At 56.5% G+C, this 23,935-nt stretch carries 25 protein-coding genes; 10 read left to right on the forward strand and 15 right to left on the reverse strand.

Going from position 1 to position 23,935, the window contains the following annotated elements; translation table 11 throughout:
- Positions 1–4: 4 nt before the first annotated feature.
- From tatB to mobA, 5 genes are all read right to left on the reverse strand, one after another.
- Positions 5–451 (reverse strand): Sec-independent protein translocase protein TatB, encoded by a 447-nt coding sequence (tatB, locus tag GN111_RS20495; RefSeq protein WP_155305538.1) that lies wholly within the window; start codon positions 449–451, stop codon positions 5–7.
- 118 nt (positions 452–569) lie between these two features.
- The gene (gene mltA / locus GN111_RS20500) at positions 570–1,814 is read right to left on the reverse strand and encodes a murein transglycosylase A (protein WP_155305539.1); all 1,245 of its coding nucleotides are present in this window, start codon (positions 1,812–1,814) and stop codon (positions 570–572) included.
- Positions 1,811–2,299, reverse strand: a complete 489-nt coding sequence (moaC, locus tag GN111_RS20505; protein ID WP_155305540.1) for a cyclic pyranopterin monophosphate synthase MoaC — start codon at positions 2,297–2,299, stop codon at positions 1,811–1,813. Before moaC ends, mltA begins: the two co-directional genes overlap by 4 nt.
- 37 nt (positions 2,300–2,336) lie before the next feature.
- Positions 2,337–2,696, reverse strand: coding sequence for a molybdenum cofactor biosynthesis protein MoaE (locus GN111_RS20510; RefSeq protein WP_155305541.1), 360 nt, complete (start codon positions 2,694–2,696; stop codon positions 2,337–2,339).
- Between the two features lie 5 nt (positions 2,697–2,701).
- A complete protein-coding gene (gene mobA / locus GN111_RS20515) occupies positions 2,702–3,316 on the reverse strand; it encodes a molybdenum cofactor guanylyltransferase (protein ID WP_170302385.1) in 615 nt (204 codons plus the stop codon).
- A 411-nt stretch (positions 3,317–3,727) separates the two neighbouring features.
- Here mobA and GN111_RS20520 point away from each other — a divergent pair, with 411 nt between their 5' ends.
- From GN111_RS20520 to GN111_RS20535, 4 genes are read left to right on the forward strand one after another with little or no spacing between them, the layout of a single operon-like run.
- Positions 3,728–4,228, forward strand: a complete 501-nt coding sequence (locus GN111_RS20520; protein ID WP_155305543.1) for a MogA/MoaB family molybdenum cofactor biosynthesis protein — start codon at positions 3,728–3,730, stop codon at positions 4,226–4,228.
- Between the two features lie 51 nt (positions 4,229–4,279).
- Positions 4,280–5,074 carry a 4Fe-4S binding protein gene (locus GN111_RS20525; RefSeq protein WP_170302386.1) on the forward strand — a complete coding sequence of 265 codons (795 nt, stop codon included), beginning with the start codon at positions 4,280–4,282 and terminating at the stop codon, positions 5,072–5,074.
- Between the two features lie 38 nt (positions 5,075–5,112).
- Positions 5,113–5,472 carry a nucleotide pyrophosphohydrolase gene (locus GN111_RS20530; RefSeq protein ID WP_231715506.1) on the forward strand — a complete coding sequence of 120 codons (360 nt, stop codon included), beginning with the start codon at positions 5,113–5,115 and terminating at the stop codon, positions 5,470–5,472.
- A gap of 49 nt (positions 5,473–5,521) precedes the next feature.
- Positions 5,522–6,679 carry an iron-containing alcohol dehydrogenase family protein gene (locus GN111_RS20535; protein WP_155305545.1) on the forward strand — a complete coding sequence of 386 codons (1,158 nt, stop codon included), beginning with the start codon at positions 5,522–5,524 and terminating at the stop codon, positions 6,677–6,679.
- A gap of 20 nt (positions 6,680–6,699) precedes the next feature.
- Here GN111_RS20535 and pabB read toward each other — a convergent pair whose 3' ends face one another.
- Positions 6,700–8,967: an aminodeoxychorismate synthase component I gene (pabB, locus tag GN111_RS20540; RefSeq protein ID WP_231715507.1), complete on the reverse strand. Its 2,268-nt coding sequence runs from the start codon at positions 8,965–8,967 to the stop codon at positions 6,700–6,702.
- On the reverse strand, positions 8,964–9,635 hold the full coding sequence (locus tag GN111_RS20545) for an anthranilate synthase component II (RefSeq protein WP_231715508.1): 672 nt from the start codon (positions 9,633–9,635) through the stop codon (positions 8,964–8,966). Before GN111_RS20545 ends, pabB begins: the two co-directional genes overlap by 4 nt.
- Positions 9,636–9,993: 358 nt before the next feature.
- On the opposite strand from GN111_RS20545, the gene cooS reads away from it, so the two are divergent.
- Genes cooS through GN111_RS20560 form a run of 3 tightly spaced genes read left to right on the forward strand, consistent with a single transcriptional unit; the run spans position 9,994 to position 13,651 of the window.
- The gene (cooS, locus tag GN111_RS20550) at positions 9,994–11,874 is read left to right on the forward strand and encodes an anaerobic carbon-monoxide dehydrogenase catalytic subunit (protein WP_155305547.1); all 1,881 of its coding nucleotides are present in this window, start codon (positions 9,994–9,996) and stop codon (positions 11,872–11,874) included.
- 18 nt (positions 11,875–11,892) lie between these two features.
- Positions 11,893–12,399 (forward strand): 4Fe-4S dicluster domain-containing protein, encoded by a 507-nt coding sequence (locus GN111_RS20555; RefSeq protein WP_155305548.1) that lies wholly within the window; start codon positions 11,893–11,895, stop codon positions 12,397–12,399.
- 1 nt (position 12,400) lies between these two features.
- On the forward strand, positions 12,401–13,651 hold the full coding sequence (locus GN111_RS20560) for an NAD(P)/FAD-dependent oxidoreductase (RefSeq protein WP_231715509.1): 1,251 nt from the start codon (positions 12,401–12,403) through the stop codon (positions 13,649–13,651).
- 61 nt (positions 13,652–13,712) lie between these two features.
- Here GN111_RS20560 and GN111_RS20565 read toward each other — a convergent pair whose 3' ends face one another.
- Entirely contained in the window at positions 13,713–13,877 is a 165-nt protein-coding gene (locus GN111_RS20565; protein ID WP_155308089.1) for a tyrosine-type recombinase/integrase, read from the reverse strand.
- Positions 13,878–14,544: 667 nt separating this feature from the next.
- Here GN111_RS20565 and GN111_RS20570 point away from each other — a divergent pair.
- The 3 genes from GN111_RS20570 (at position 14,545) to GN111_RS20580 (ending at position 16,956) form a co-directional block, all read left to right on the forward strand.
- Positions 14,545–14,970, forward strand: coding sequence for a hypothetical protein (locus tag GN111_RS20570; RefSeq protein WP_155305549.1), 426 nt, complete (start codon positions 14,545–14,547; stop codon positions 14,968–14,970).
- Positions 14,971–15,187: 217 nt separating this feature from the next.
- The gene (locus GN111_RS20575) at positions 15,188–15,493 is read left to right on the forward strand and encodes a putative quinol monooxygenase (protein ID WP_155305550.1); all 306 of its coding nucleotides are present in this window, start codon (positions 15,188–15,190) and stop codon (positions 15,491–15,493) included.
- A gap of 26 nt (positions 15,494–15,519) precedes the next feature.
- Positions 15,520–16,956 (forward strand): trimethylamine methyltransferase family protein, encoded by a 1,437-nt coding sequence (locus GN111_RS20580; RefSeq protein WP_155305551.1) that lies wholly within the window; start codon positions 15,520–15,522, stop codon positions 16,954–16,956.
- A 5-nt stretch (positions 16,957–16,961) separates the two neighbouring features.
- Here GN111_RS20580 and GN111_RS20585 read toward each other — a convergent pair whose 3' ends face one another.
- From GN111_RS20585 to GN111_RS20615, 7 genes are all read right to left on the reverse strand, one after another.
- Positions 16,962–18,449: an ATP-binding response regulator gene (locus GN111_RS20585; RefSeq protein WP_155305552.1), complete on the reverse strand. Its 1,488-nt coding sequence runs from the start codon at positions 18,447–18,449 to the stop codon at positions 16,962–16,964.
- Positions 18,433–19,929 carry a sensor histidine kinase gene (locus tag GN111_RS20590; protein ID WP_155305553.1) on the reverse strand — a complete coding sequence of 499 codons (1,497 nt, stop codon included), beginning with the start codon at positions 19,927–19,929 and terminating at the stop codon, positions 18,433–18,435. The genes GN111_RS20585 and GN111_RS20590 overlap by 17 nt, the downstream gene beginning before the upstream one ends.
- A gap of 104 nt (positions 19,930–20,033) precedes the next feature.
- A complete protein-coding gene (locus GN111_RS20595) occupies positions 20,034–20,330 on the reverse strand; it encodes an HNH endonuclease (RefSeq protein WP_155305554.1) in 297 nt (98 codons plus the stop codon).
- Positions 20,327–21,208 (reverse strand): ATP-grasp domain-containing protein, encoded by an 882-nt coding sequence (locus GN111_RS20600; protein WP_155305555.1) that lies wholly within the window; start codon positions 21,206–21,208, stop codon positions 20,327–20,329. The genes GN111_RS20595 and GN111_RS20600 overlap by 4 nt, the downstream gene beginning before the upstream one ends.
- Before the next feature lies 1 nt (position 21,209).
- A complete protein-coding gene (gene era / locus GN111_RS20605) occupies positions 21,210–22,115 on the reverse strand; it encodes a GTPase Era (RefSeq protein ID WP_155305556.1) in 906 nt (301 codons plus the stop codon).
- The gene (gene yihA / locus GN111_RS20610; RefSeq protein ID WP_155305557.1) at positions 22,099–22,704 is read right to left on the reverse strand and encodes a ribosome biogenesis GTP-binding protein YihA/YsxC; all 606 of its coding nucleotides are present in this window, start codon (positions 22,702–22,704) and stop codon (positions 22,099–22,101) included. The genes era and yihA overlap by 17 nt, the downstream gene beginning before the upstream one ends.
- A gap of 14 nt (positions 22,705–22,718) precedes the next feature.
- Positions 22,719–23,861, reverse strand: coding sequence for a pyridoxal phosphate-dependent aminotransferase (locus GN111_RS20615; RefSeq protein ID WP_155305558.1), 1,143 nt, complete (start codon positions 23,859–23,861; stop codon positions 22,719–22,721).
- Between the last annotated feature and the right edge of the window lie 74 nt (positions 23,862–23,935).

The raw sequence follows: 23,935 nt of genomic DNA on the forward strand, positions 1-23,935 counted from the left end.
TCGCTTATTCCTTGCCTGTTTTAGACTCCGGCTCGGAATCCGTTTCAGTGGGTTCGTTGTCGACCGGGGCTGCATCCACAGGATCGGCCTGGTCTTGACTGCGGCGGTCGAAGGCCGCTTTGAGCTGCTCCATGGAGTCGCCGGATTTGGCGGCATCGTCTTCCTCCGCCATCTTCATCTCGGCCTCATCGGCAAGTTTTTCATTCTCCGAAGCTTCCTTGTCGCCCGCATCTTCGGCAGGCGCGGTTTTTCCAATGTCGTTAAAGGCACTCTTGACCTCTTTCAGTTCCGTATCGATCTGCATGCTCTCCTTCAGATCGCTGGTCGCCTTTTTGAATTCGCCCATGGCCTTTCCCAACGATCTGGCCAGATCCGGCAGTTTCTTGGGCCCGATGACAATCAGGGCCACCGCCAGGATGAGGATCATTTCCGGCATTCCGATCCCGAACATGAATATCTCCTTTACCGCGATAAAATTGCGTTCATTTCAAAATGAAAAACAGTACTGGTTTTACAGGGGGGTGTCAAGACAAGAGGATGCCGTGAAAACACTGGAACGGCAGACAATATCAGCCGTCTGTACCCGCCGCGCTCGCTCCGCTTTCAGGGTCCAATACCAAAAGGTAAAAATTCCCTTTGTGCTGCATGTGGCCGGCGGCGATCCGGGCATAGGGACCGTTGCCCCAGAAGATGTCAATGCGCCCCGGCCCGCGGATGGCACCGCCGGTATCCTGGTTGAGGGCAAAGGCGGAAATGTCCATCCAACGGTCGATACGGCCGTTGCCGTCCACCACCGGAATCTGAGTCTGCAGAAAAGCCGGGGCGGCCATGGGAAAGACCCGGCGGTCCACGGCCACCGAACGGGCCGGCGTCAGGTCCACACCGATGGCACCGATGGGCCCGGAATTTTCGGTTTTGAAAAAAACATAGCTGGGATTGTAATTGAGGATGGCGTCCATCTCTTCGGGGTGGGCCTTGAGGTAGTCCCTGAGACGCTGCATGGACATCTCTTCGGCGGGGATCTTGCCCTGGTCGATGAGCAGGCGACCGATGCTGCGGTAGGGACGGCCGTTGGCCGCGTGGTAATGGACCCGGATGAAGCCGCCTTCGGCCAGGTAGATCCGGCCCGAGCCCTGGATCTGGAGAAAGAAGAGATCGATGCGGTCGTCCACCCAGGCAATGGGCGGGGCCAGGCGACCAAAGTTCTCCTCCGCCTCGATGGCCTGCCGGTCCGGGTAGGGCACCACGGTATTGCCCTGAACCCGGCCGACGATGCGCTTGCCGGCAAGGTCTTCAGAAAAGGGGGTCAGGTCGATAACCATCAGGTCGCCGGGCCGGGTGTAAACCGGATAACGGTAGCGGGCGTCGGGGGTCCGGCTGCCCTTCAGGTGAGGCTCGTAGTAGCCCGTGAAAAGCACCTGGCCGCTCTCGGGACCGCCGGAGGACCGGTACACCCGAAAATTCTGGGCAATAAAGCGGTTGACCTCTTCCGGGCCGGGTCGCCTGTCCACCAAGGCCTGCAAAACTTCCAGCGATCGCTTCAGGTGGCGGGCGTCGTAGGTGTCTTCGCCGAAACGGAACGTGCGCTCGGCCGGCAACCGCTGAAGATATTCGAGGCTTTTTCCGATGCCGTGGCTCAGGTTGTCCAGAAAAAACCCGTCCGAAAAATCCGGATAATCGTCAACCGCCAGCAGGACCAGCGCCGGCTCGGGGGACGGGGCCGGACCCTGAAACCAACTGCAGCCGGCCAGAAGGGAAAGGGTTGTGATCAGAAGAATCGTCCGAAAAAAGGAGGCGCGTGCAAAAAAAATCATCGGTTATCCACAGGACGGGTGAAGGTGCCGCTCTTGCCCCCGGTTTTTTTCAGCAGGCAGATGTCGGTGATGGTCATGGCCTTGTCCACGGCCTTGCACATGTCGTAGAGGGTCAAAGCCGCTACGGATACGGCGGTCAGGGCCTCCATTTCCACGCCGGTCAGATCGTTGATGCGGGCGGTGCCTTCGATGCGAATGGTGTGGGTGTCTGCGCTGGAAAAAAAATCGACCTGAACATGGGTCAGGTTCAAGGGGTGGCACATAGGGATCAGATCGGCGGTCTTCTTGGCAGCCATGACACCGGCGATCCGGGCGGTTTCCAGCACATTTCCCTTCGTGACCGTGCCTTCCTGAATTTGCGTAAACGCCGCTGCGCTCATGTGGATCACGGCTTGGGCAATAGCCGTCCGCCGGGTCGGGGTTTTGGCCGTTACGTCCACCATGCGCACCCGGCCCTTATCGTCAATGTGGGTCAAATCGGGCATCTCTGTTCCTATGTTTATTGGTCTCGAAAAAAGCTTATCAGACGAAGAACTCGGTCTTAGCCGTCACCGTCGTCTTGATCGCGTCCAGGGTATCGCTCAGTGTTTCGATGACATGCTCCCGGATGTCCCCGGCCACCACCAGCAGCATAACGTCGTCCCCGATGGACAGATCCCTGTCGGCGGCGATTTCCACCTGGATATCGACAATGCCCGGGCGGGATCGCTGCTGGCTGAGCACCTGCTCCAGCCGCTCCCGGTCCACGGCCACGCGCAGGCCCGTCACCTTGCGTCCGTCCCGCGAGGAGCCCCGCACCACGCCGTTATGACATAAAATCATTCCCACTTGGTCGTAATCCGGACGCTGCTTGATTTTGGCAATCAGGCTGTCGGTATTCATGGTCTTTAATGCTCCTTTTCGAATTTTGTTCTCAGGCTTTCCGCCATCTTCAGATCCTCGGGGGTGTTGATATTGAAAAAGGAGATCAACTCCGGATCGGCCTGGCGCAGTTCGGCTTCATCAATGGCTTTTAAACGCACTTTGCGAAACAAGCCCTGGATTTTTAGCCGATCGCGCTCCAATTGGTTGGCCATGGCTGGCAGGCAGCTCTTCCTGTAGACAGCGAAAAGCGGCTCGAACCCGTCTGCCGTGGAAGGGATGACGATGTCGGCTTTGGGCTCGATATGATCCAGCACACAACGAATCAGCGCTTCTCTGGCAAAAGGAGTGTCGCAGGCCACGAAAAACGCTGTCTCGTGGGCGGCGGCGAACAGACCGGCATGCAGGCCGTTGAGTGAACTGCGCTTTGCAAAGTGATCGCTGACAAGAAGGGCATCCACGTCCATGTAAGCCGCCGGGTCGTTGGTCACCAGCACCACCTGATCGAACAGCCGGCTGAAAACGTCCATCAGGCGATCCACGATGCGCTTTTCGCCGATGCGGATAAAGGCCTTGTTTTGCCCGCCAAACCGTTTGTTTTGTCCGCCGGCCAGAATCACGCCGGTGCATGCTGCGGCCATAAAACGCCTCCGGCATGGATGGGTTGAGGAAGCCTTTTTCATTCAGGCGATCCGAGGATGTGCTGTCCCAAACATAAAAAAAACCCGGTGTAAAAGCAAGGTGATTAAGCGATTCCAACTTGCCTCGGCTGCGTTCATGGGGTAGGGTTTCGCATCCCGACGCTGGGAAATAAGCCATCCTGATTTCGGGTGTTGCCGGTAAGCCTGAACAGAAGCGCGGCTCAAGCCAACGGGTAGCCGCGCCTACAATTTTGACGACGTCGTAAAAAGTCATAGACGCGTCATGCCGGACTTGATCCGGCATCCAAAACATATTGAAAATACTGGATTCCAGCCTGTACCGGAATGACGAAAAACAGCAAATTCCCACTTTTTACGGAACCGTCGGCTTTCAAATGAGGAGATGAAAAAATGGGAGTCCACGATCATCGCAAGGCTGCGCCGAAAACCGTCGACCTGGGAATATTGTCGGTTTCCACCACCCGCTCCATCAAAGACGACGAAAGCGGCCAATGGATTGCCAAACGGGCCCGCAAGGAGGGACATGAAGTCCGCCTTCACCAGGTGGTCACCGACGACATCGCCGCCATTCGCGAGGCGGCATTGAAAGGCATCCGGCAAAACGATCTCGAGGCCCTTTTGGTTACCGGCGGCACCGGCATCACGCCCCGGGATGTGACCATCGAAGCCCTCAGGCCACTCTTTGCCAAGGAGATGCCGGCTTTTGCCGCCATCTTCGCCCAGCTCAGCTACGAAGAGATCGATTCCGCCGCCATCCTCTCCCGGGCCGCCGCCGGTGTGATCGGCACCACGGTGGTGTTCTGCATGCCCGGCAGCAAAAAGGCCTGCCAGTTGGCCTGCAAGGCGCTGATTTTTCCAGAACTGGGGCATGTGGTCGCCCACGTCCGGTGAGCAATGACGGAAAACCGTAAAACAAGCCCGATCCATTTCTGGCGCCGGTTTGTGCAAACGACCGCGGCTGTTTTCTTTGTCCTCCTCCCCCTTATCAACGCCAGGGGTTTCCAGTTTGTCTGGGGAAATTTCTTAAACATTCATATTGGCAGCCTGACATTCTCGGACCCTCTTGCCGTTTTACAGGTGGTGGTCGGCAATCGGATCATTCCTCCGAAAATTTTTGTTGGGGCGGGACTGGTTCTCGCCATCGCCTTTTTTCTCGGGACGGTATTCTGCTCCTGGATATGCCCCTTTGGATTATTGTCGGAATTGACTCACGCACTGGCCCGAAAGTTCAAAGCGGGAAAAAAAATCGAAATCAAATTTTCAAAATCTGGTCCAGCCGCCAAGCTGATCCTTTTTTGCTGCGGCGTTGCGGCGGTTTTCCTGTTTTTCAAATCGCCGATTTTAAACCAGGCCTCCCTGCCCTTCCAATATGCGACCGTTTTCCAGTACCTGTTTATGCAGAACCATCTTTTCGGGGCCGCCTGGATATTGATAGCAATTCTATTCGTTGAATTCATTTTCCGCAGACGGCTGTGGTGCCGCTGGGTCTGCCCCCAGTCCGTTCTCATCGCTCTGGCGGGGCGATGCAACCCTTGGGCGCTCAAGGTGCGTTTCAATTCCAAAAAATGTTTTTCCGCCAAGGCGTCGCCGCCATGCCAGAACGCCTGCTCCCTTGACCTGGATCCCAGGCGCCTGAACGGGACAAACCGGTTGCTGTGCACCAATTGCGGGGACTGCATCGACGCCTGCAGAAAAACAGGCCGCGCCCTTGATTTCGGTTTTAAATTGCCCGGCTAAAAACATCGGTTCTTTCAAACGGCAAGGCTTAGAATACAATGGACGCAGTAACGGAAAAAACGGTGGGCATGACTGTCAAAGATCTTCAGGCCATGGTGGATCGCTGGATACAGACCTACGGCGTGCGCTACTTCTCCGAAATGACCAATCTGGCCGTACTCATGGAAGAGGTCGGCGAGCTGGCTCGGCTCATGGCCCGCGAATATGGCGAGCAGAGTTTCAAAGGAGCCAGGCCCCCGTCTGATCTGGGCGATGAAATTGCCGACGTGCTTTTCGTGTTGACCTGCATCGCCAACCAGACCGGCGTGGACTTGGAAAGCGCCATGATCCGGAACCTGAAAAAGAAGACCGACCGGGACCGGGATCGCCACCGCGACAATCCAAAATTGAAGGTATGAGAGAGAATCCGTCTTCTTTCCATCCATTTAACAAAACAGAGGTGCATCGATGAACGAAACCCCGACCTATCCACATTTCAGCCCCGGAAAACTCTTTGTGGGACCGGGTTCATCGGCCGACCTGGCCCGTGAAATACCGGGCAGCTTCGTCTACCTGGTCGTCACGGATCGTGGACTGAGTCAGGCGGGCATGGCAGCGCGCCTGACCCGCATCCTCGAGCAGGCGGGAAAGCGATTTCATGTTTTTGACGCCGTGGCTGCCGACCCACCCATTGAAGTCGTTACGTCGGCGTTGGAAACGGCCAGGCAAAACGGGTGCAACGCAGTGGTGGCCATAGGAGGCGGAAGCTCCCTGGATGCCGCCAAGGCCGTTGCCGTAGGAATGAAACACGACGTATCCTTAAGGGAATATGGCGACGGCCGGCTGGTAAAAGGACCGATTGCCCCGCTGTACGCCATTCCGACAACGGCCGGAACCGGATCGGAGGCGACGCGGGTGGCGGTGATCACCGATGCTGCGAAAAAAGAAAAAATGGCCATCCGCGGCGACCACCTGACGCCCCTGGCCTCCGCCCTGGATCCGGACATGCTGGTGGGCATCCCCGCCAGGATTGCCGCGGAAACCGGCATTGACGCCCTCACCCATGCCGTCGAAGCCTTCGTTTCCCGCAATGCCAATACCATCACCGACGTCCTGGCACTGGGTGCCATCGAGAAAATCGGATTGCATCTGTGCCGCTTCGCCCGTGACACCACGGATAAAGCGGCCGCGCTGGAAATGCTGGTGGCCAGTTGCCTGGCCGGTCAGGCCTTTACCAACGCCGGACTGGGCCTGGTTCACTCCATCGGCGAGGTCCTGGGCTCCCGCTATCACACCAGCCACGGGTTGTCCTGCGCCCTTTACCTGCCGGCGACCATGGCCTTCAACCAGCCCGCCGCTCCGGAACGTTTTGCGAGAATCGCCCGGGCGCTGGGCGAAGACGTGAAGGATCTGGCGCCGGAAGAGGCTGGCCGTCGGGCCGTTGTGGCGGTCGAACACTTGTTTGAAGCGTTGCGCCTGCCCCGGACATACAATGCGGTGGGTATCGATTTTAAACTGACGTCAAAAATGGTGGACGACGTGCTTCCCCAATTTTCCACCCAGTGCAACCCCCGCAAGGCGGATGCCGACGAGGTTGCCGCGCTTTTCAACGCGCCAATGGGATGAAAAATTCTTTTTCCGGGATGCTAAGCGTGGTCCTCGGGCTGGAATAGACCTGCCTGAAGATCTTCGATCAAAGCCGGGTCCACTTGCAAGGGTTGGTTGTCGAGGCTGAGTGCCGGCACAACCCCCATCAGGGCGTTGGTGACCAGCACCGCATCGGCAGAAAGCAGGTCTTGCGGCCGAATGGGTTCGTCCAGAATGGAAAAGCCCTGCTCTGTCAGGCGCCGACAGAGTTCTGCCTGCATCACCCCCGGCAGTACATGGGCCGACGCCGGCCGAGTCGCCGTTCGGCCGGAAAGCACTATGAGGTTGGCGGTGTTGGTTTCCGATACCGTGCCGTCGGGATTGAGGACGACCGCCTCGTCTGCCCCCTGTTGCCGGGACCAGGCACCGGCCCGATGGTAGTACAGATAGTTCATGCTCTTGTGGTCGGCCAGGGGCGTCATGCGGGGGTAGGGAAAGGTGGCCAGGTGCAGGCCTTCTGCACCAAGGACCTCCAAACGATGAATATAGGGCCGGGCGGAGACCAGAAGGGTGTTGTTGAAGCCGTGAGAACTCTCTTCGCCGCGGGTGGCCAGGATTTTAACCGCCGCGACGCCATCCGCCAGACCATTTGCCTCCACCACTTGCGCAATGATGTCTTCCCAGGTGACATCGGGAGGCACCAGCCCGAACAGCGCCTCCCATGAACGGTTAAAACGCTCCACATGGGCCTGGAGGCGGCAGGCGCAGCCCTTTTCCACCCGTACAGTTTCGAAAATCCCATATCCGTATTGCAAGCCCAAATCGGTCACCGGCACGTTCGCTTTGCTTTGGGGAAGGATGCGTCCGTTTAACCAAACAAGGGATGCACCTTCGGAGCGATCCCTGGAAGGATCCTCGGCCGCCTGAATGACCGACATCAGCGTTCGGCCCTTGTGAAGGGTTTCCTCGTATTCGTCGGCCGGATCGGAGTCGTATACGATCCCCCCGCCTACGGAGAAGAGAAGGCGGTCGTCGACGACCGTGGCCGTCCTGATGGCGATGGACAGGTCCATGGTGTCGTGAAAACCGATGTAGCCGATGGAACCGGTGTATATGTGGCGGCGGCAGGCTTCCAGTTCATCGATGATCTCCATGGATCGGATCTTGGGGCACCCGGTAATGGAGCCGCCGGGAAAGGCGGCCCGGATCAGGTCCACCGAATCCTTGCCCCCGGCCAGTTCACCCTCGACCACGGAAACCAGGTGGTAGACATTTTGATAGGCCTCCAGGCGCTTGTGCTGGGCCACCTTCACCGATCCGCCGGCACACACCCGGCCGATGTCGTTGCGAAGCAAATCAACGATCATGGACAGCTCGGCGTCGTCCTTGGGGCTTTGGACCAGCTCGGATTTCATCTGCCGATCCTCTTCCGGTGTCTTTCCCCGGGGACGTGTGCCCTTGATGGGCCGGGTCTCGACCGAAGCGCCTTTTCGAAGCAGAAACCGCTCCGGCGAGGTGGAGACGATCTGGTGATCGCCGGCATTGACGTAAGCAAAAAAAGGGGCCGGGTTCATGTCATACAGGGTCTGAAACAGGCTGTAGCCATCGCCTGTAAACCCCATTTCGAACCGTTGGGACAGGTTCACCTGGTAGACATCGCCGGCCGCGATATACTCGCGGATGCGTCGAACCGCGGCCTCGTATTCGGAACGGGAAATGTTGGAATGCAGCTTTTCGCCGATTGCCTTAAAACCGCCGGGCACAGGCGGCGGGGCGCTGAGCGCCTGCCGAAAGGTGTCCAAAGCGGCATCGGCAGCCTCCGAACCCCGGTCTTCGAAAACCGGTGCGTGCACCCGGTTGGTTGCGTCGGTTTTGTCATGAACCACAACCAGAGAAGGCGCGGCCAGATAAAGATGGGGCAACCCCAGATCGTCGACGGTGGTGCGCGGCAAATCCTCCAGCTCGTCTTTCAGGTCGTAGGCCAGGTAGCCGAACAGGCCGGCGGCAACCGGTTGGGGAAAGTCCTCCGGATTCAGGTGAAAGTTTATCAGCGTTTGTTGGAGCACGTCCAGGGGCGCCTGGTCAATCTCGCAGGAATCGCCCTCGATCGCCAGCTTCGTTTTGCTCCCCCTGCCGGAAAGGGTCAACCAGGGACGAAGGGCCATGATGTGGTAGCGGGCGCAATCCAGGTCGCCGCCGCTGAGAAGTACTACCGTTCCCGCTTCCCTGGCGAACCGGGCCGCCATGGCGGCAAAGGGCTCTTCAAGATCCAAAGATTCGGTCTTGACCCCCGAAATGCCGGGCAGATGGTCGGCCAGCGGTTTCAACAGGCCCTCGCTGCGGTGACGCCCTCTCCGGCCGATCCAGGCACAGCCCAGGAGGTGGTCCGGATCTTATTCTCCATCACGGCCTTCAACGGTCCCATCGCTAAAAAGGCCTCGACCAGGGAAAAACCATCCTGGGTGAGAAAGCTTTCCGGGTGGAACTGGACCCCATGGAGGGGAAAGCGCCTGTGCGAAAGCCCCATGACAAGTTTCTCCTCGGTCTGCCCGGTGATCAGAAGATCCCGCTTCAGGGCCGTGGACGCGGGCTCAACCGCAAGCGAGTGATAGCGGGCAGCGGTAAACGGGGAGGGCATCCGGGCAAACAGTGCCTCGTTGCGATGATAAACAAGGCTGGTTTTGCCGTGCGTCGGTAACGGGGCCCGAACCGTCCGCCCTCCGAAAACCTCGTTGATGCACTGCATGCCCAGGCAGACACCCAAAATGGGAACGGTTCGATAAAAGGCCCGGATCACCTCTTTGGATATGCCGGCGTGGGCCGGATCTTTGGGGCCCGGGCTGATGAGCAGATAGTCCGGCTTCGTCCGGGCGACCTGGTCCAGGGAGATCCGATCACTCCGGTGTACCCGGATGGCCAGATCGTAGCACATGAACATCTGTACCAGGTTGTAGGTAAACGAATCGTAGTTGTCGATCACCAGCAGGGTCGCCACGAGGCCTCCTTTACAAAGACTTGCGAATCCCGAGCGATGGGGTGTAATGTAATTGTATTCCCCCAAAGACAAATGATGAAGCGATTCGCAACGATCATCCATAAATAAAACAGCCACCCAGTTTGAGCCTGGGTGGCTGAAGCCTATTGCATAACTCAACGCCGCTCATCCCCGTGGATGAGCGTTAGATCCTGATTTTTTCTGTTTAACTTTAGTAGCGCATTGTCCAGTAAGGGTCAAGAGTAATAAGACAGGAGTAAAAGGCTGTACCTCCGGCAAATTAACCTTGACTTAATTGCTGCAGTATTTCAACAATATGAGATTAAGCTCATAACCAACAATAGAGGAGGGCGACAAGATGGCTTTCAGCGACAAGATTCTGCAAAAGAGTATTGATCCGACGGTCCATCAGATGCTCGACCGGGCCGAACAAGCCGGTATCGAAACCGTCTGGGACCGTTATGAAAAAATGCTTCCCGAGTGCGGTTTCGGGGAATTGGGGGTGTGCTGCCGAAACTGCAACATGGGGCCCTGCCGCATCAGTCCCTTCGAGGATGAAGGTCCCCAGAAAGGCATCTGCGGGGCCACGGCCGACATCATCGTGGCCCGCAACCTGATCCGCATGATCGCCGGCGGTGCGGCGGCCCACTCCGACCACGGCCGCGACCTGGCCCATACCCTGTTGCTGACCGCCGAGGGGAAAAGCGGCGGCTACGAAATCAAGGACGAGGCAAAGCTGGCCGCCCTGGCCAAGGAGTACGGCATCACCGCCGACGGCCGCACCAAGGAGGAAATCGCCCTGGATCTGGCCAAGGCCGTCTATGCCGAATTCGGCAAGCAGGAAGGCCCGCTCCAGTTCACGCGCCGGGCTCCCCAGAAGCGGGTGGACCAGTGGCAGAAGATGGGCATTGATCCCCGCGGCATCGACCGCGAAATCGTGGAGATCATGCACCGCACCCACATTGGCGTGGACAACGATCCGGTCAACCTGATCCTGCAGGGCCTCAAGGCCTCCATCGCCGACGGCTGGGGCGGCTCCATGGTGGCCACGGAAATCTCCGACGTTCTCTTCGGCACACCGGAGCCGGTGCGCTCCGAGGCCAACCTGGGCGTGCTCAAGGCCGACCATGTCAATATCGTGGCCCACGGCCACGAGCCGGTGCTGTCGGAGATGATCCTGGCGGCCTGCAGCGATCCGGCCCTGGTGGCCAAGGCCAAGGGCCTCGGCGCCAAAGGCATCAACCTGGTGGGCATGTGCTGCACGGGCAACGAGCTCAATATGCGCCACGGCATTCCTCTGGCCGGCAATTTCATGCAGCAGGAACTGGCCGTGATCACCGGCGCCGTGGACGCCATGATCGTGGATGTGCAGTGCATCATGCCGGCCCTGGGCGATCTTTGCGAATGCTTCCACACGCAGTTCATCTCGACCTCATACAAGGCCAAGTTCCCGGGAGCCGTACACATGCAGTTCAACGAGGAAAACGCCCTGTCCATCGCCAAAGAGATCGTTGGCTCGGCCGTGGACAACTACGCCAACCGGGTGCCCGAAAAAGTCTTCATCCCGGAAGAGAAATCCGATTGCATGGTGGGGTTTTCCGCCGAAGCCATCATCAAGGCCCTGGGGGGCACCCTGGATCCCCTGCTGGACGCCATCAAGTCCGGCGCGATCAAGGGCATTGCCGGCGTGGTGGGCTGCAACAACCCCAAGATCAAGCACGACCTGGGGCATGTGGGCCTGGTGAAAGAATTGATCAAAAACAACGTTCTGGTGGTGACCACCGGCTGCAACGCCATCGCCACGGCCAAGGTTGGACTGATGCTCCCCGAAGCAGCCGACCAAGCGGGCGACGGACTCAAAGGCGTCTGCCAGTCCCTGGGGATTCCACCGGTGCTGCACATGGGGTCCTGCGTGGACATCAGCCGCATCCTGAATGTCTGCGCCGCCGCGGCCAATGCCCTGGGCGTGGATATCAGCGACCTGCCTGTGGCCGGCGCGGCACCCGAATGGATGAGTGAAAAGGCGGTAAGTATCGGCGCCTATGTCGTTTCTTCGGGAATTTTCACCGTGCTGGGTACGGTGCCGCCGGTGTTAGGCGGTCCGCTGGTAACCGAGGTGTTGACCCAGGGGGCCAACGACGTGGTGGGTGCGGCCTTTGCCGTGGAAACCGACCCGGTCAAGGGCGCCGGCCTGATGATCGCCCATATGGATGCCAAGCGCAAAGCGCTGGGAATATGATATAAAAAGGAGGAGGCTATGTCTCAGCCAAAGGAAATATTCGTCAAAACCGACCGCTGCGTGGGATGCCGCTCCTGCATCATGGCCTGTGCGGTGGAGCACTCGGCCAGCAAAACCCTGTTCGGCGCCATCGCCGAAAGCCCGCGGCCCAAAAGCCGCGTTTACGTGGAATGGGTATCCCCGGACCGCAAGGTTCCCCTGGTCTGCCGCCAGTGCGAAGACGCCCCCTGCATGCATGCATGCATCGCCGGCGCCATCAGCCGGGATGCCGACGGCGTCGTGCGCACCGACACGGATAAATGCATCGGCTGCTGGACCTGCGTGATGGTCTGTCCCTATGGGGTCATCGGCCGTCACCTGGAAACGCACAAAGCCTACCGCTGCGACCGCTGCCCGGACCGCGAAATGCCCGCCTGTGTCAGCGCGTGCCCCACCGGCGCACTGGTTTATCAGACCGTTCCCGACTATTCCGGGGCCGTTCGCAAACACGCCTCCCGGGAGCTGCTCAACGCGGAAGGAGGTTGATGTGAGCCTAGAACGAAGCCAATACGTGATCGTGGGCGGCAGTGCCGCCGGCATGGCGGCCGCCCACGCGATTCGCGAAAAGGACGCCCGGGGAACGATTACGGTGTTCTCTGCAGAGGCCGACACGCCTTACTTTCGACCCCTGATTCCCTTCCTGGTTTCGGGCCGGAAACAGCCGGCCGAGATGGCCCTGGCCGGCTGCGGGCCATACACCGGTGGGAATATTGAAATTCGAACCGGCGCGCACGTATCCGAACTGGACGCCGACGCCCGCTGCGTTGTCCTGGAAGACGGCTCCAGCCACGGCTATGAAACGGTGCTGCTGGCCACGGGCAGCAGGCCCTACATTCCTCCCGACATCGAAGGCACCGACGCCGAAGGGGTATTTGCCCTGCGCACCCTGGAGGACGCCCGCCGCATGGCCGCAAGGCTCGACCGCACCCGCCATGCCGTCATGCTCGGCGGCGGCCTGCTGAACCTCAAGGCCGCCTTTGCCCTGCTGGAACGGGGGGTAAAGGTGACCCTGGCGGTCTATTCCCCGGAAGTACTCAGCCAGCTGATGGAACCCCGGGACGCCGCCCTGATCCGCCAGGCCCTGGACGATGCCGGCCTGGAAATCATCACGGGTGTGGCCGCCACCGGGATTGTCGCCGATTCGTCCGGCGTGACCGGGGTGGCGCTGAACGACGGCCGTGAACTTTCCTGCGAGATGGTCTGCATCGGCAAAGGGGTGCGTCCCAACGTGGAATTTCTGGAGAAAAGCGGCATTCGGGTGGAGGAGGGGATTGTGGCCGACCGCTATACCGCCGCCAGCCTGCCGGGAGCCTTTGCGGCCGGAGATGTCGCCGTCACCTACGAGCCGGTGACCGGCCAGCCCATCATGACGGCCCTGTGGACCAACGCCGTGGAGATGGGCCGCTGTGCCGGACTGAACATGGCCGGCCACCGAACCGCTTACGGAGGCACCTTCGGTATTTTAAACGCCACCCAGGTCGCGGAGCGCCCCTTCGTTTCCATGGGGGTGGTTCATACCGGCAACGGCCCGTACGAGGTCCATAAAAAAGCCACGGCGACCACCTCGCGAAAACTGGTTTTCAACGCAGACGGAAACCGGCTGGTCGGGGCTGTTTTTGTCGGCGACATCACCCAGGCGGGGCTTTACCGGTACATCATCCGGGAAAAAATGGACGTCACCCCGTTCAAACGTCAGATCATCGATCACCGCCTGCATTACGGGCATCTGCTGCACTGACGAATTGTCGAGCTTGGATAACGGAAACCCCGTTTCGGATCCTATACTGCCAGAAGATTGTCTAGTGGTTGGTTGCCGTTTCAATGTTTTTCTGCATGACGTGAGTGTAGATTTCCGTTGTCTTTACATCCGCGAGGCCCATAATTGCCTGCCTAATTTTTATGTTGACGCCTTGCTCCAATAGGTGGGAGGCATAGGAGTGGACATCGGTCTGTTCCGTCGAAATGCATAATGGTGGTAGCGCAGCACTTGCCGAACCTGTTCCGTCAGTTTAAACTTTGGATCTGCTGTAAATTTGGATGTGATTTCTATTTTGGGCATATCCTGAAAACAAAAGTGGAAAATGTTTTGGCCTTTTTTCCACATTCAGCACGTAATATGCCGATAGGTGGAAAAATTTCTATTCTATAAACGTGATACGTGGAAGTGTTTCTACTTATCGCCACTGCTATACACCTGAAATATCATGAATATATTTATTCAAAATACCTTGGCTTTGTTGATAGCAAATATGGCCGCAGTATTGATCCTTTCAATAATTTGGAGGAACAAAAAAACAACTTTATCAAAATTTTTTCTTGCTGGTAGTGCAATTTATCATGATTTGCCGATGTTTAAAAAAGGACAAAAAAAAGCATATTTGGTTTTGAGATACACGGTAAGAATTCTATTCTTATTGCTGATTGTGGAATTGCTTTTTTCAAGACGAAGGAGATTAATATTATTAAGAACTTATAACCTGTCACTTAAGAGAGGCTGGGAAAAGCGTTAGCATTTTGAAAGTTCCTATTTTCTTTAAAGTTTTCATTTATAAAAAACTGCAAGGGCTTATTTCCCGACCCCTTAGTTCGGCGTTGGCAAAACAAAAACGACAATTATTGGAAGCGTAATTTATGGAAGAATCAGAATACTCAAAATTAGCAATTGAGGCTGTGAAGCGTGACCAACCACAGGCACAAAATTTATGGGTCCCATATGTTTTTAAGGATGACTTTTATGGTGGCACACTCGTAATCGTTCGCTTTCAGTCTGATGATGGACGAGACATGCAAAACAATGTGTTCTTTGATCGGGATGATAGACCAGGAGTCTACTATCGTACCGAGGATTTAGCTAAGGCCTTATCAGGGCGGAAATCCATCAGTCCAGTATCACGTTTTCTTCAGGATACAGGAATTACAGGTTTCATAGCGGTTCTCATCACATTGACCATCATTTATCTGGTCATCAATGATCCTGCTGCGAAAGTACCTGATATTATGGCGAATGCGCTTGGTGTAATTCTTGGGTTTTATTTTGGAACTAAAGTGAAGAAATGACTACGTTGCCCAAGAATGCCATCACCCCGGACAGCAAAAAGCTCCGCTCCTTTTAGAATACGTGCCGCGCCCGGCACGCAGCAAGAGAATTGACAGAGGACCGCAAAAGGCAAACGGCCTTGGTTTTGGCGAATTCATCAATCAACTTACTTTTTCGAAGTCCGCATCCTTTTGCGACCTGTAATGTGTAGCGTTATGTCTACAAGGAAACGATAAGATGATAAACGTAATTGCATCAATACAAATTAAAGAAGGTCGGCGATCAGAGTTCATCGATATTTTTAAATCAAATGTTCCGCATGTTCTTGAGGAGAGGGGTTGTATAGAGTACGTGCCCACGTTAGATGTTCCAACAGGATTGCCACCTCAAGAGTTGAATAGTAACGTCGTCACGATCATCGAGAAATGGGAAAGCCTGAAAGACTTGCGGGCTCATCTATCAGCACCGCATATGCTTACATATAAGGAAAAAGTTAAAGATCTTGTTGAAAAAATGTCACTCAAAATATTGGAGGAAGCATAACCCGTCACTTCAATGAGAAGCCCACAATGACTATAAAAGCACAAGAGGCCTTTCATAAAGGAATTGCCTTGGAAAAAGAGGCGCAATTCGACAAGGCCAAGGTGATTTATGAGGATCTTTTCAGCCATCTCATCGACGAAACGGTTCTGGAAAAAGTACGATGTCGGCTGGAAGACATCGACGACCTGATCGCAGAAAAGGCTGTTTACCGGCGCATTGACGAAAACGCAAAACGGGTGCTTACGGAAATCGGTGTAAATATCACCGGAAATCAAATTCTTTTGGATCTCCTTATGGAAGCGGATGCAGTGGACTTCGACAACGAAACGGCGCTGTTCATCCCCTTGAAGCGGGATTATATCGATCGCTGCCTGGAAAAAGTGCCCGATGAAATGCCTGGAGACCCGGGAATGAACACGTTTGGCACTGGTGCGACATCACCCTTTCTTAAACGGGCTGGCGACGACGAACTTCGCCCGGCCAACCGTGAAGAGTACGAAAACATCATCCGCACGGTGAGTGAACAACAGGATGTTGTAGGAATTTTCAGTCTGCCGGTGGCCTGCGACAAGAGCACCTCTCTCTTCGAGATCGCCCAATTGATGGAGAAAAGCTATCAAGGGCTCAAGATGATACCAACCAATACGATGAGTGATGACGAAGTTGTGTTTCTTAAAGGAAAGGAGCACTGGGTCGATGGCACCAGCCTGATGACCTCCTTGTCGCCAATGAACAACATGGTTGGTTCCTTTTTGCGCAGCGCCCGCACAGGCAACAATCTTTTGCTGGTAGACCAGAGCCTGGCCGGAATTTCCGGCCCCGGCAGCCCTGAATCGTTCCTGACGTTTGTGCATGCCCAGGTTATTTTCATGATTGTTGTCGCACAGATCGTCAATCCGGGTATATTTTGCATACACTGCGGCATTCCCAGTATTGTCGATGCAGGAGGCAATCTTTCTTACAGTTCTCCCCACCAGACTTTTATCAACGCAGCCCTGGCGCGGGTCAACACCTGGATTACAGGTTTGCCTTCATCTCAGACCGGAGGCAGTACCAGTCTGTCTGAAGTAACGGACCAGGCGCTGACCGATTCGGAATTAAGCCGAAACACGATGCTTAAATATGGCGTTCATATCCTGCGGCATGCCATGGGGGCGTTGGGCAGCCTCAACTTTTTCAGCCTGGAAAAATTTATGGAAGACTGCGAGCGAGAAAGACGTTCGAGGATTATTTTTGAATCGCTTCCAAAGGATATCGGAGTGATACCACTGTACTTCCCCGCTGACGACCAGGCTCTTGCCGGCATCCGGGAAATTGCCGAGAAGGGCAACCCAAAAAATGCCGATCACACCCTGAAGAACGTGGATTCTTTTCGCCTGTGGGAGGAAAGTATCAACCAGGCTGCCAGAAGGAAACTTTATTACCCGCAACTCAACGATATTGTCATCGATTCGATCACATAGGCCATTCAATCCACCGGCAGCAACACAGTAAACGTCGTACCCTTGTCCGGCTCGCTCTCGACGCTGATGCGGCCCTTTAGGGCCTCGACCAACCCTTTTACGATGGGCAGCCCCAGTCCTGTGCCGGTGATAAACCGGGTCTTGTCGTTCTTCACCCGGAAAAATCGATCGAAAATCTTGTCCAGATAGCGCTCCTCGATGCCGAAGCCGTTGTCCGCTACCCGGACGCGCAGGTGGATGCCGGTGGTGTCGACCTGGACCGTAACAGCTCCTCCCTCCTGGGTATAGTTGATGGCGTTGGTGATCAGGTTGCCGAAAATGCTTTCCAGGGCCAGGGGATCGGCCTTGATGGTGGGCAGCGGTTCGTCCGGCGCTTCCAGCGCGAGCTTCTGGTTTTTGTTTTTTGCGCGGGTCCCTAAAAAATCGACAATATTGCCCAACAGCTCTTCCAGTTGAACCGGTTTGGGCTCCTGTTGGGTAGATCCCGATTCGATGCGCGACAGATCCAGAAGGTCGCCGATGGTGGATATCAGACCCTGGGTCTTTTCCTTGGCCCGGGAAAGCAGGTGTTCCTCGGATTCGCTGAGTTGTCCCATCAGATCGTTGATCACCAGGGCCAACTGCTCGTGGATGGTGGAAAGTGGGCTGCGAAGCTCGTGGGAAACCTTGGCCACGAATTCGGATTTGAGCCGGTCCAGCACCTTCATGTTGGTGATGTCAACGATGGTGACCACCGCACCCAGGCATTGCTTGCGTTCACCAAGCACCGGTCTGCCGCGTGCCATGAGAAACCGGTCCTCCCCCACGGAAAATTCCACCGAAGGGATGTCGTCGAAGTCCACGTGACAGCCGCTGGAGATTTCCCCGATCAGCCGGCATAGCTCCCCGTCGGAAATGTAAGCGGAAATTTCCGCGCCGATTTCAACGCCGGTTTCAAGATTCAACTGCCTGCGAAACACAGGGTTCATCAACACCACCCGTGCTTCGGCGTCGGTCACCACAATGCCGGTGGGAAGCGAATCGATGATGGTGCGGATTCGGCTTTGTTCCATTCCCAGGTCTGCCAGGGTCTGGCGCCGCTGGCGTTCCAGGTTCTGCGCCTCTTTCTTAAGTTGTATCTTTTCCCGGGCCCTATTGACCACGATTCTCAATTGATCCGGCTCGAACGGTTTGGGGATGAAATCGTAGGCGCCCCGTTTCATGGCCTCGATGGCGGTTTCGATAGTGGCAAAACCGGTGATGACAATCACCAGGATATCCCGCTCCATGCCCTGAATTTTTTTGAGCACCTCCATCCCGTCGATGCCGGGCATCTTCAAGTCCAGCAGAACAATCGCCACATCGTTTTTCGCAATTCGGTCCAGTCCCTCTTCACCGTTTTTTGCCGTCAGCACATGGCAGTCCATGCGGCTGATGATGCGCTCCGATCCATCCCGGATTCCCTTTTCATCATCTACCACCAAAACGGTTAAGGGGTCAGGCGTGCTCTGCATGTTCAACTCCTTTTTCAGTGTCGTTGACGACGGGAAGTTCGATGGTAAATGTGCTGCCGCGGCCAGTAACGCTTCTGGCGACGATGGTGCCGCCATGGTTTTCGATGATGCCGTACACGACGCTCAGGCCCAGCCCGGTTCCCTTGCCCTCTTCTTTAGTGGTATAAAACGGCTCGAAGATATGCTCCAGGTTCTCCTCGGGAATTCCCGGACCGGTATCGGAAATTTCAATGGTCACCCGATCTTTGGCGGCGGACTCACGGGTGACAATGGTAATGGTGCCGCTGCCCTCCATGGCCTGAGCGGCATTGATGATGATATTCATGAACACGTGACCAAGCTGCTGAGCGTCGGCCATCACCATGGGAATGAAAGGCGCCATCTTTTTCCGGATGGTGATGTTATGGAAAAGCGTCTGATTCTTGATGAGGTAGAGGGTGCGGTCAATGGCCATGTTGATGTTCTGCGGCTTCATGAATTGACGGGTCTGCCGGGCGAACTCGAGCAGTTCCTTGACGGTGTCCCGGCACCGCTGGGCGTCCTTGAGAATCCGGTATAGATCCTCCTGGGCATTTTCCTCGAGGTCGTAATCCTCCAGCATCAGTTGGGAATACAGAATGATGCCGCCTAAGGGGTTGTTTAACTGGTGGGCGACCCCGGCCGACAGCTTGCCCAGAGAAGCCATTTTTTCGGATTGAATGAGCTGAAGCTGGGTTTTTTCCAGTTTTTTCTGGATGTGAATCCGCTCGCGAAGATCGTGAAAAAAACCGATAGAGCCGGCTTCCTGCCCATCCTCGTCGTAAATAATGGATGCGTAAAGGCTGATGGGAATTCGCTGACCCTCTTTCCCGACGGCATTAATATGGTATTTTTTCAGCTTGCCTGCGCCGCCATGATCTTCGCTGCGAAGATGACGCATGACCTCCCTGGCCCCGTCGCCTTCGTATATCGCTGTGATGTTGAGGTGGTCCAGCGCCGCCTGCACGGTATGGCCGGTGACCTTGGCGGCCTCGTCGTTAAAAATGATGATCTTCCCCTTTCTGTCGGAGGCAATCACAGGATCGCAGGCGCTTTGGAGCAGATTGTACAGAAAGCTGTTGGCCCGCCGCAGCTCTTCTTCGAGGCCCTCCAAGGCAGGCAGCTCGAAATTGAAGATCGTAAACACGTCCTGCCCATCGTCATCCTTGAGGGGATAGGCATACAGGCAGGCTCTTTTCTGTTTGCTCAACGTCCCGGTTGAAAGGTCGCGAAGAGAGGGTTTGCCAGAGGCCAGGACTTTTTTGGCCGGACAGTTTTCGCAGGGTTCGGGGCGATGGTAGAACAACTGGTGGCATTGCTTGCCCGAAGAGGATCTGGCGCCGACGAGTTCATCTACGCCGGCGGAAGCCAATATACGGAAATCCTTTGAGATAACGACGATTTTACGATTGAATGTATCCAGGGCTTTGAGCAGCAGATTCCGCTCTTTATCCGTGCGCATCAGACCTCCCGGGGTTGAGGTTGCTGAAACACTCGTGGTCGAGAGATTAAAAGACAGATTGGCGATGTTGTCAACAACTAGGATTTGAAGCCCCAAGAATGTTGCTACTTGATTTGAAGGGAAAGCAGGTACTCCTGCCACTCCATGGGAAGAAGCTGCTTCTTCTTGTTGTTGCAGTCTTTGCAGGCCGGTACCACATTGCCCTTGGTGGTCTTACCCCCCCTGGCCACGGGAACGATATGATCCATGGTCAACTCTGCCGGAGGGGTCTCTTTCCCGCAGTAATGGCAGCGGCCCTTGGCGCAGCGCCGTTTCCACCACTGGGACTGCCTCAGTTCGCGGGCTTTTTGCCGTTCCCGCTTGATATCGCGTTCGTCCAGATCGAAAGCATAGGGTTTCATGGCTTGTCCCCGCTACAGGTTGCCGCAGAGGTTAGGCTGACGGCCAGGCCCAGGTCCGCCAGCCAACGGTCGATGGCAGCTTGCAGGATTTCGTAGAAGCGATCGGAGCCTCCCAGACCGGTCCGGCCGAAGAAGTAGTTGATCTCCAGAAACAGCGGACGCGGATTGTCATCGCCCCGGGCGGTCTCTTCAAAGATCAAGTCGAATCCGGCCAAATCGATACCGGATAGTTGGCAGAAATCGTCTACCAGCCCCTGGCCCATTTGAATAAGATGGGAATCCGAGGTGGTGTCGATGAGGGCCCCCTTGGCCACGCTGGTGCCGAAGGGCCGGGAGGGTTCCTGGACCCGCCAGTAGGCCGTCCGGGTCTGTCCGATCACGACAACCCTCAGGCTGCGATGGCCATGGGGCACGAACCGTTGAATCACAAATCCTGCCTGGCCGGTTCGCTCGTAGTCCGCCGCCGTGGCAACGGCATCCTTCAGATCCTCAGGGGCCCGCAGCAGGAAAACGGTTTCTCCCTCGCCCCCCCAATCCAGCTTGAGCACCAGGGGAAAACCGGCATCCTGAACCGCGATGCCTTGGCGCCGGAATTGCTCCGTGTCTTCAAAAATCCAGGTGTGGGGCCGGACGACATCCAGCTTTTTAAAGAGCCTGGCCTGGCCGGTCTTTCCGGGGTATTCAAAGCGCGCATCGTAGTTCGGAAAGACATGGGGGTTGTTCTGCCATGCCATGCGATAAAGCGACTGTCTGCACCCCTGAGGAAGAACGACGGCGTCGGCCGACCGGATGGCGGCCAGGTCCGCTTCATCCGGATCCCTTCCGGCGCACAGACGATTGACGTCCGCCACATAGCAGGGATGGAAGGAAAGAATCATCTTAATAGCCAAACTTGCGTAGCGCTTTGGTATCTTTCGTCCAATTCTTCTGAACCCGCACAAAAAGCTTCAGAAAGACCCGGGTTTCCAGCATCGCTTCGATCTCCTTGCGGGCCGCTTCCCCGATCTGCTTGAGCTTGGCGCCCTGTTTGCCGATGACGATCCCCTTTTGCGACGCCCGCTCCACGTGTATAGTGGCATGGATACGAATCAGGGCACCCTGTTTTTCTTCTTTGAAGGCGTCGATGGTGACGGCCACGGCATAGGGAATCTCCTGGCCGGTCAACCGGATGACCTTTTCCCGGATCATTTCGGCGGCGATAAAGCGCATGGGAAGATCCGTCACGCTTTCAGGCGGAAAGAAGGGGGGACCGGAAGGAAGGCTGGCTTCCATGGCCTGCTGCAGACGCTCCACCTGCTCGCCGCTCTTGGCGCTTATGGGCACCACGGCCGAGAAGGGAAACCGGGCCGACCAATGCTCGATCTCCCTCAAAAGTTCTGGCCGCCGAACCTGATCGATCTTGTTGAGGGCCAGCACAACCGGTGTGTTCTGCTGGGCCAGTTTGTCGAGCAAAAGTTTTTCGGACCCTTTGTCGGGCGTCTGAACATCGACCACCAGGAGAACCAGATCGGCTTCCGAAAGAGTTGCCAGGGCTGCATCAACGATGCGAACGTTGAGCGGCGTTTTCGCCCGGTGAATGCCCGGGGTGTCCAGAAAAACCATCTGGGCCGTCGGGCCGTGCACCACCCCCAGGATGCGGTTGCGGGTGGTCTGGGGCTTTTTCGAAGTAATCGAGATCTTCTGGCCCAGCACCCGGTTGAGCAGCGTGGATTTTCCCGCGTTGGGGGCACCGAGAATGGCCACAAAGCCGGACCGGAATCCAGTCTCGTTATCGGTAGTGTTCATGATTCTCACCAAAAGCGGCCCGCTCGACAGCCGACCAGACGGCCGGTTTGCCCAGCCGGGTCTTGGCGGAAAACTGAATCAAAGCGGATTCGTCCACGCTTAGGGCGGCACTGATGGCCCGGGCCTGTTTTTGCCGTTTTATTTTGGAAAGCTTGTCCGCTTTGGTCAGGACTAGGATGGGCGTGCGCCGATAAAGATTCAGCCAATCGATAAAGTTCTGCTCCTCGATTCCCGGAAGCCTGCGAATATCCAAAATCAGAACGACTGCGGCAAGGCTGTCTCTGCCTTTCAGGTAAGTCTCGATCATGGGTCCCCACTTGCGTTTCACCGCGGCGGGAACCTTTGCGTAGCCGTATCCGGGAAGGTCCACCAAAAAAAGGCTGTCGTTGACCGAAAAAAAATTGATCAGTTGGGTGCGGCCCGGGGTGGAGCTGGTTTTGACCAGCCGTTTGCGGTTGACCAGGGTGTTGATCAGCGATGATTTACCCACGTTGGAGCGGCCGGCAAAGGCCACCTCCGGGTACAGATCTTCGGGATACTGGTCCGGTTTGACCGCGCTGGTAATGAACGCTGCCGATTTTACAATCATTTATATGCTGCCGATCATTTGCGGGTCGCCAGATAGGCTTCAAGACGATCCAGGCCTTCGGCAATGTTCTCCATGGAGTTGGCATAGGAAAAGCGCAGGTAACCTTCCCCGTGTTTGCCGAAGTCGATGCCCGGCGTAACGCCCACGCAGGCCTTTTCCAGGATATCGAACGCCAGGGCGTAGGAGTCTTCGGAAAGGTGCCGGGCGTTGGCAAATACGTAGAAAGCCCCGGTGGGTTCCACTGTGATACCCAGGCCCATCTCCCGGAGACGCCGGATCATGAACACCCGCCGTTCGTTGTAAATGCGCTTCATGCGCGCCACGTCTTCGGCGCTCTCTTTCAGAGCGACGATGCCGGCCCGCTGACACATGGCGTTGGCCGAGATAAAAAAATTCTGGTGCACCTTCTGGATGGGGCGCACGAATTCTTTGGGTGCGATCAGGTAGCCCAGGCGCAGGCCGGTCATGGCAAACAGCTTGGAAAAACCGTTAAGAACGAAGGCCCGGTCGGTGAATTCGAGAATGGAGTGCTCTTTACCCTCGTAAACAAGGCCATGATAGATCTCGTCGGAGACAATCCAGGGAGGCATGTCGGCGATGGCCTGCATCCGCTCTTTTGAAAGCAGGTTGCCGGTGGGATTGGAGGGCGAATTGATAAACACGGCCCGGGTGCGCTCCGACAACTTTTCCCGCATGGATTCCGGTCGGAACTGAAACCCGTCTTCTTCGTAAACCGGAACCATTACCGGCTCGCCGCCCACAAATTTGATGAAATTGGGATAGCAGGCGTAATGGGGATCGGAGAGGATCACCTGGTCGCCGGCTTCCAGCAGAGCGGCGAAGGTCATGAAAATGGCCGGCGATGTTCCTGAAGTCACCACCACCTGGTCCGGATCGACGGCAACGCCGTACGTGCCATGGTAATACTCGCAGATCGCCTCGCGTAGCTCCAGGATGCCCAGGCTGTGGGTGTAGTGGGTGAATCCGTCTCTCAGCGCCTTGCAGGCCGCATCCTTGACGCACTCCGGCGTGTCGAAGTCCGGCTCGCCCACCTCCAGGTGGACGATGTCCTTGCCTTCGCACTCCAATTCGCAGGCCCGTTCCAGCACATCCATGACGATAAACGATGTCATCTCTTCCGTGCGTTTCGAAGCCATGCTGTCCCCCTTTTTTGATAGGTTCGTAAAAAATCATAAATTACATTTTTCGTCATTCCGGCGAAGGCCGGAAT

The sequence above is a fragment of the Desulfosarcina widdelii genome, from assembly GCF_009688965.1.
GTDB classification, from domain to species: Bacteria; Desulfobacterota; Desulfobacteria; order Desulfobacterales; family Desulfosarcinaceae; genus Desulfosarcina; species Desulfosarcina widdelii.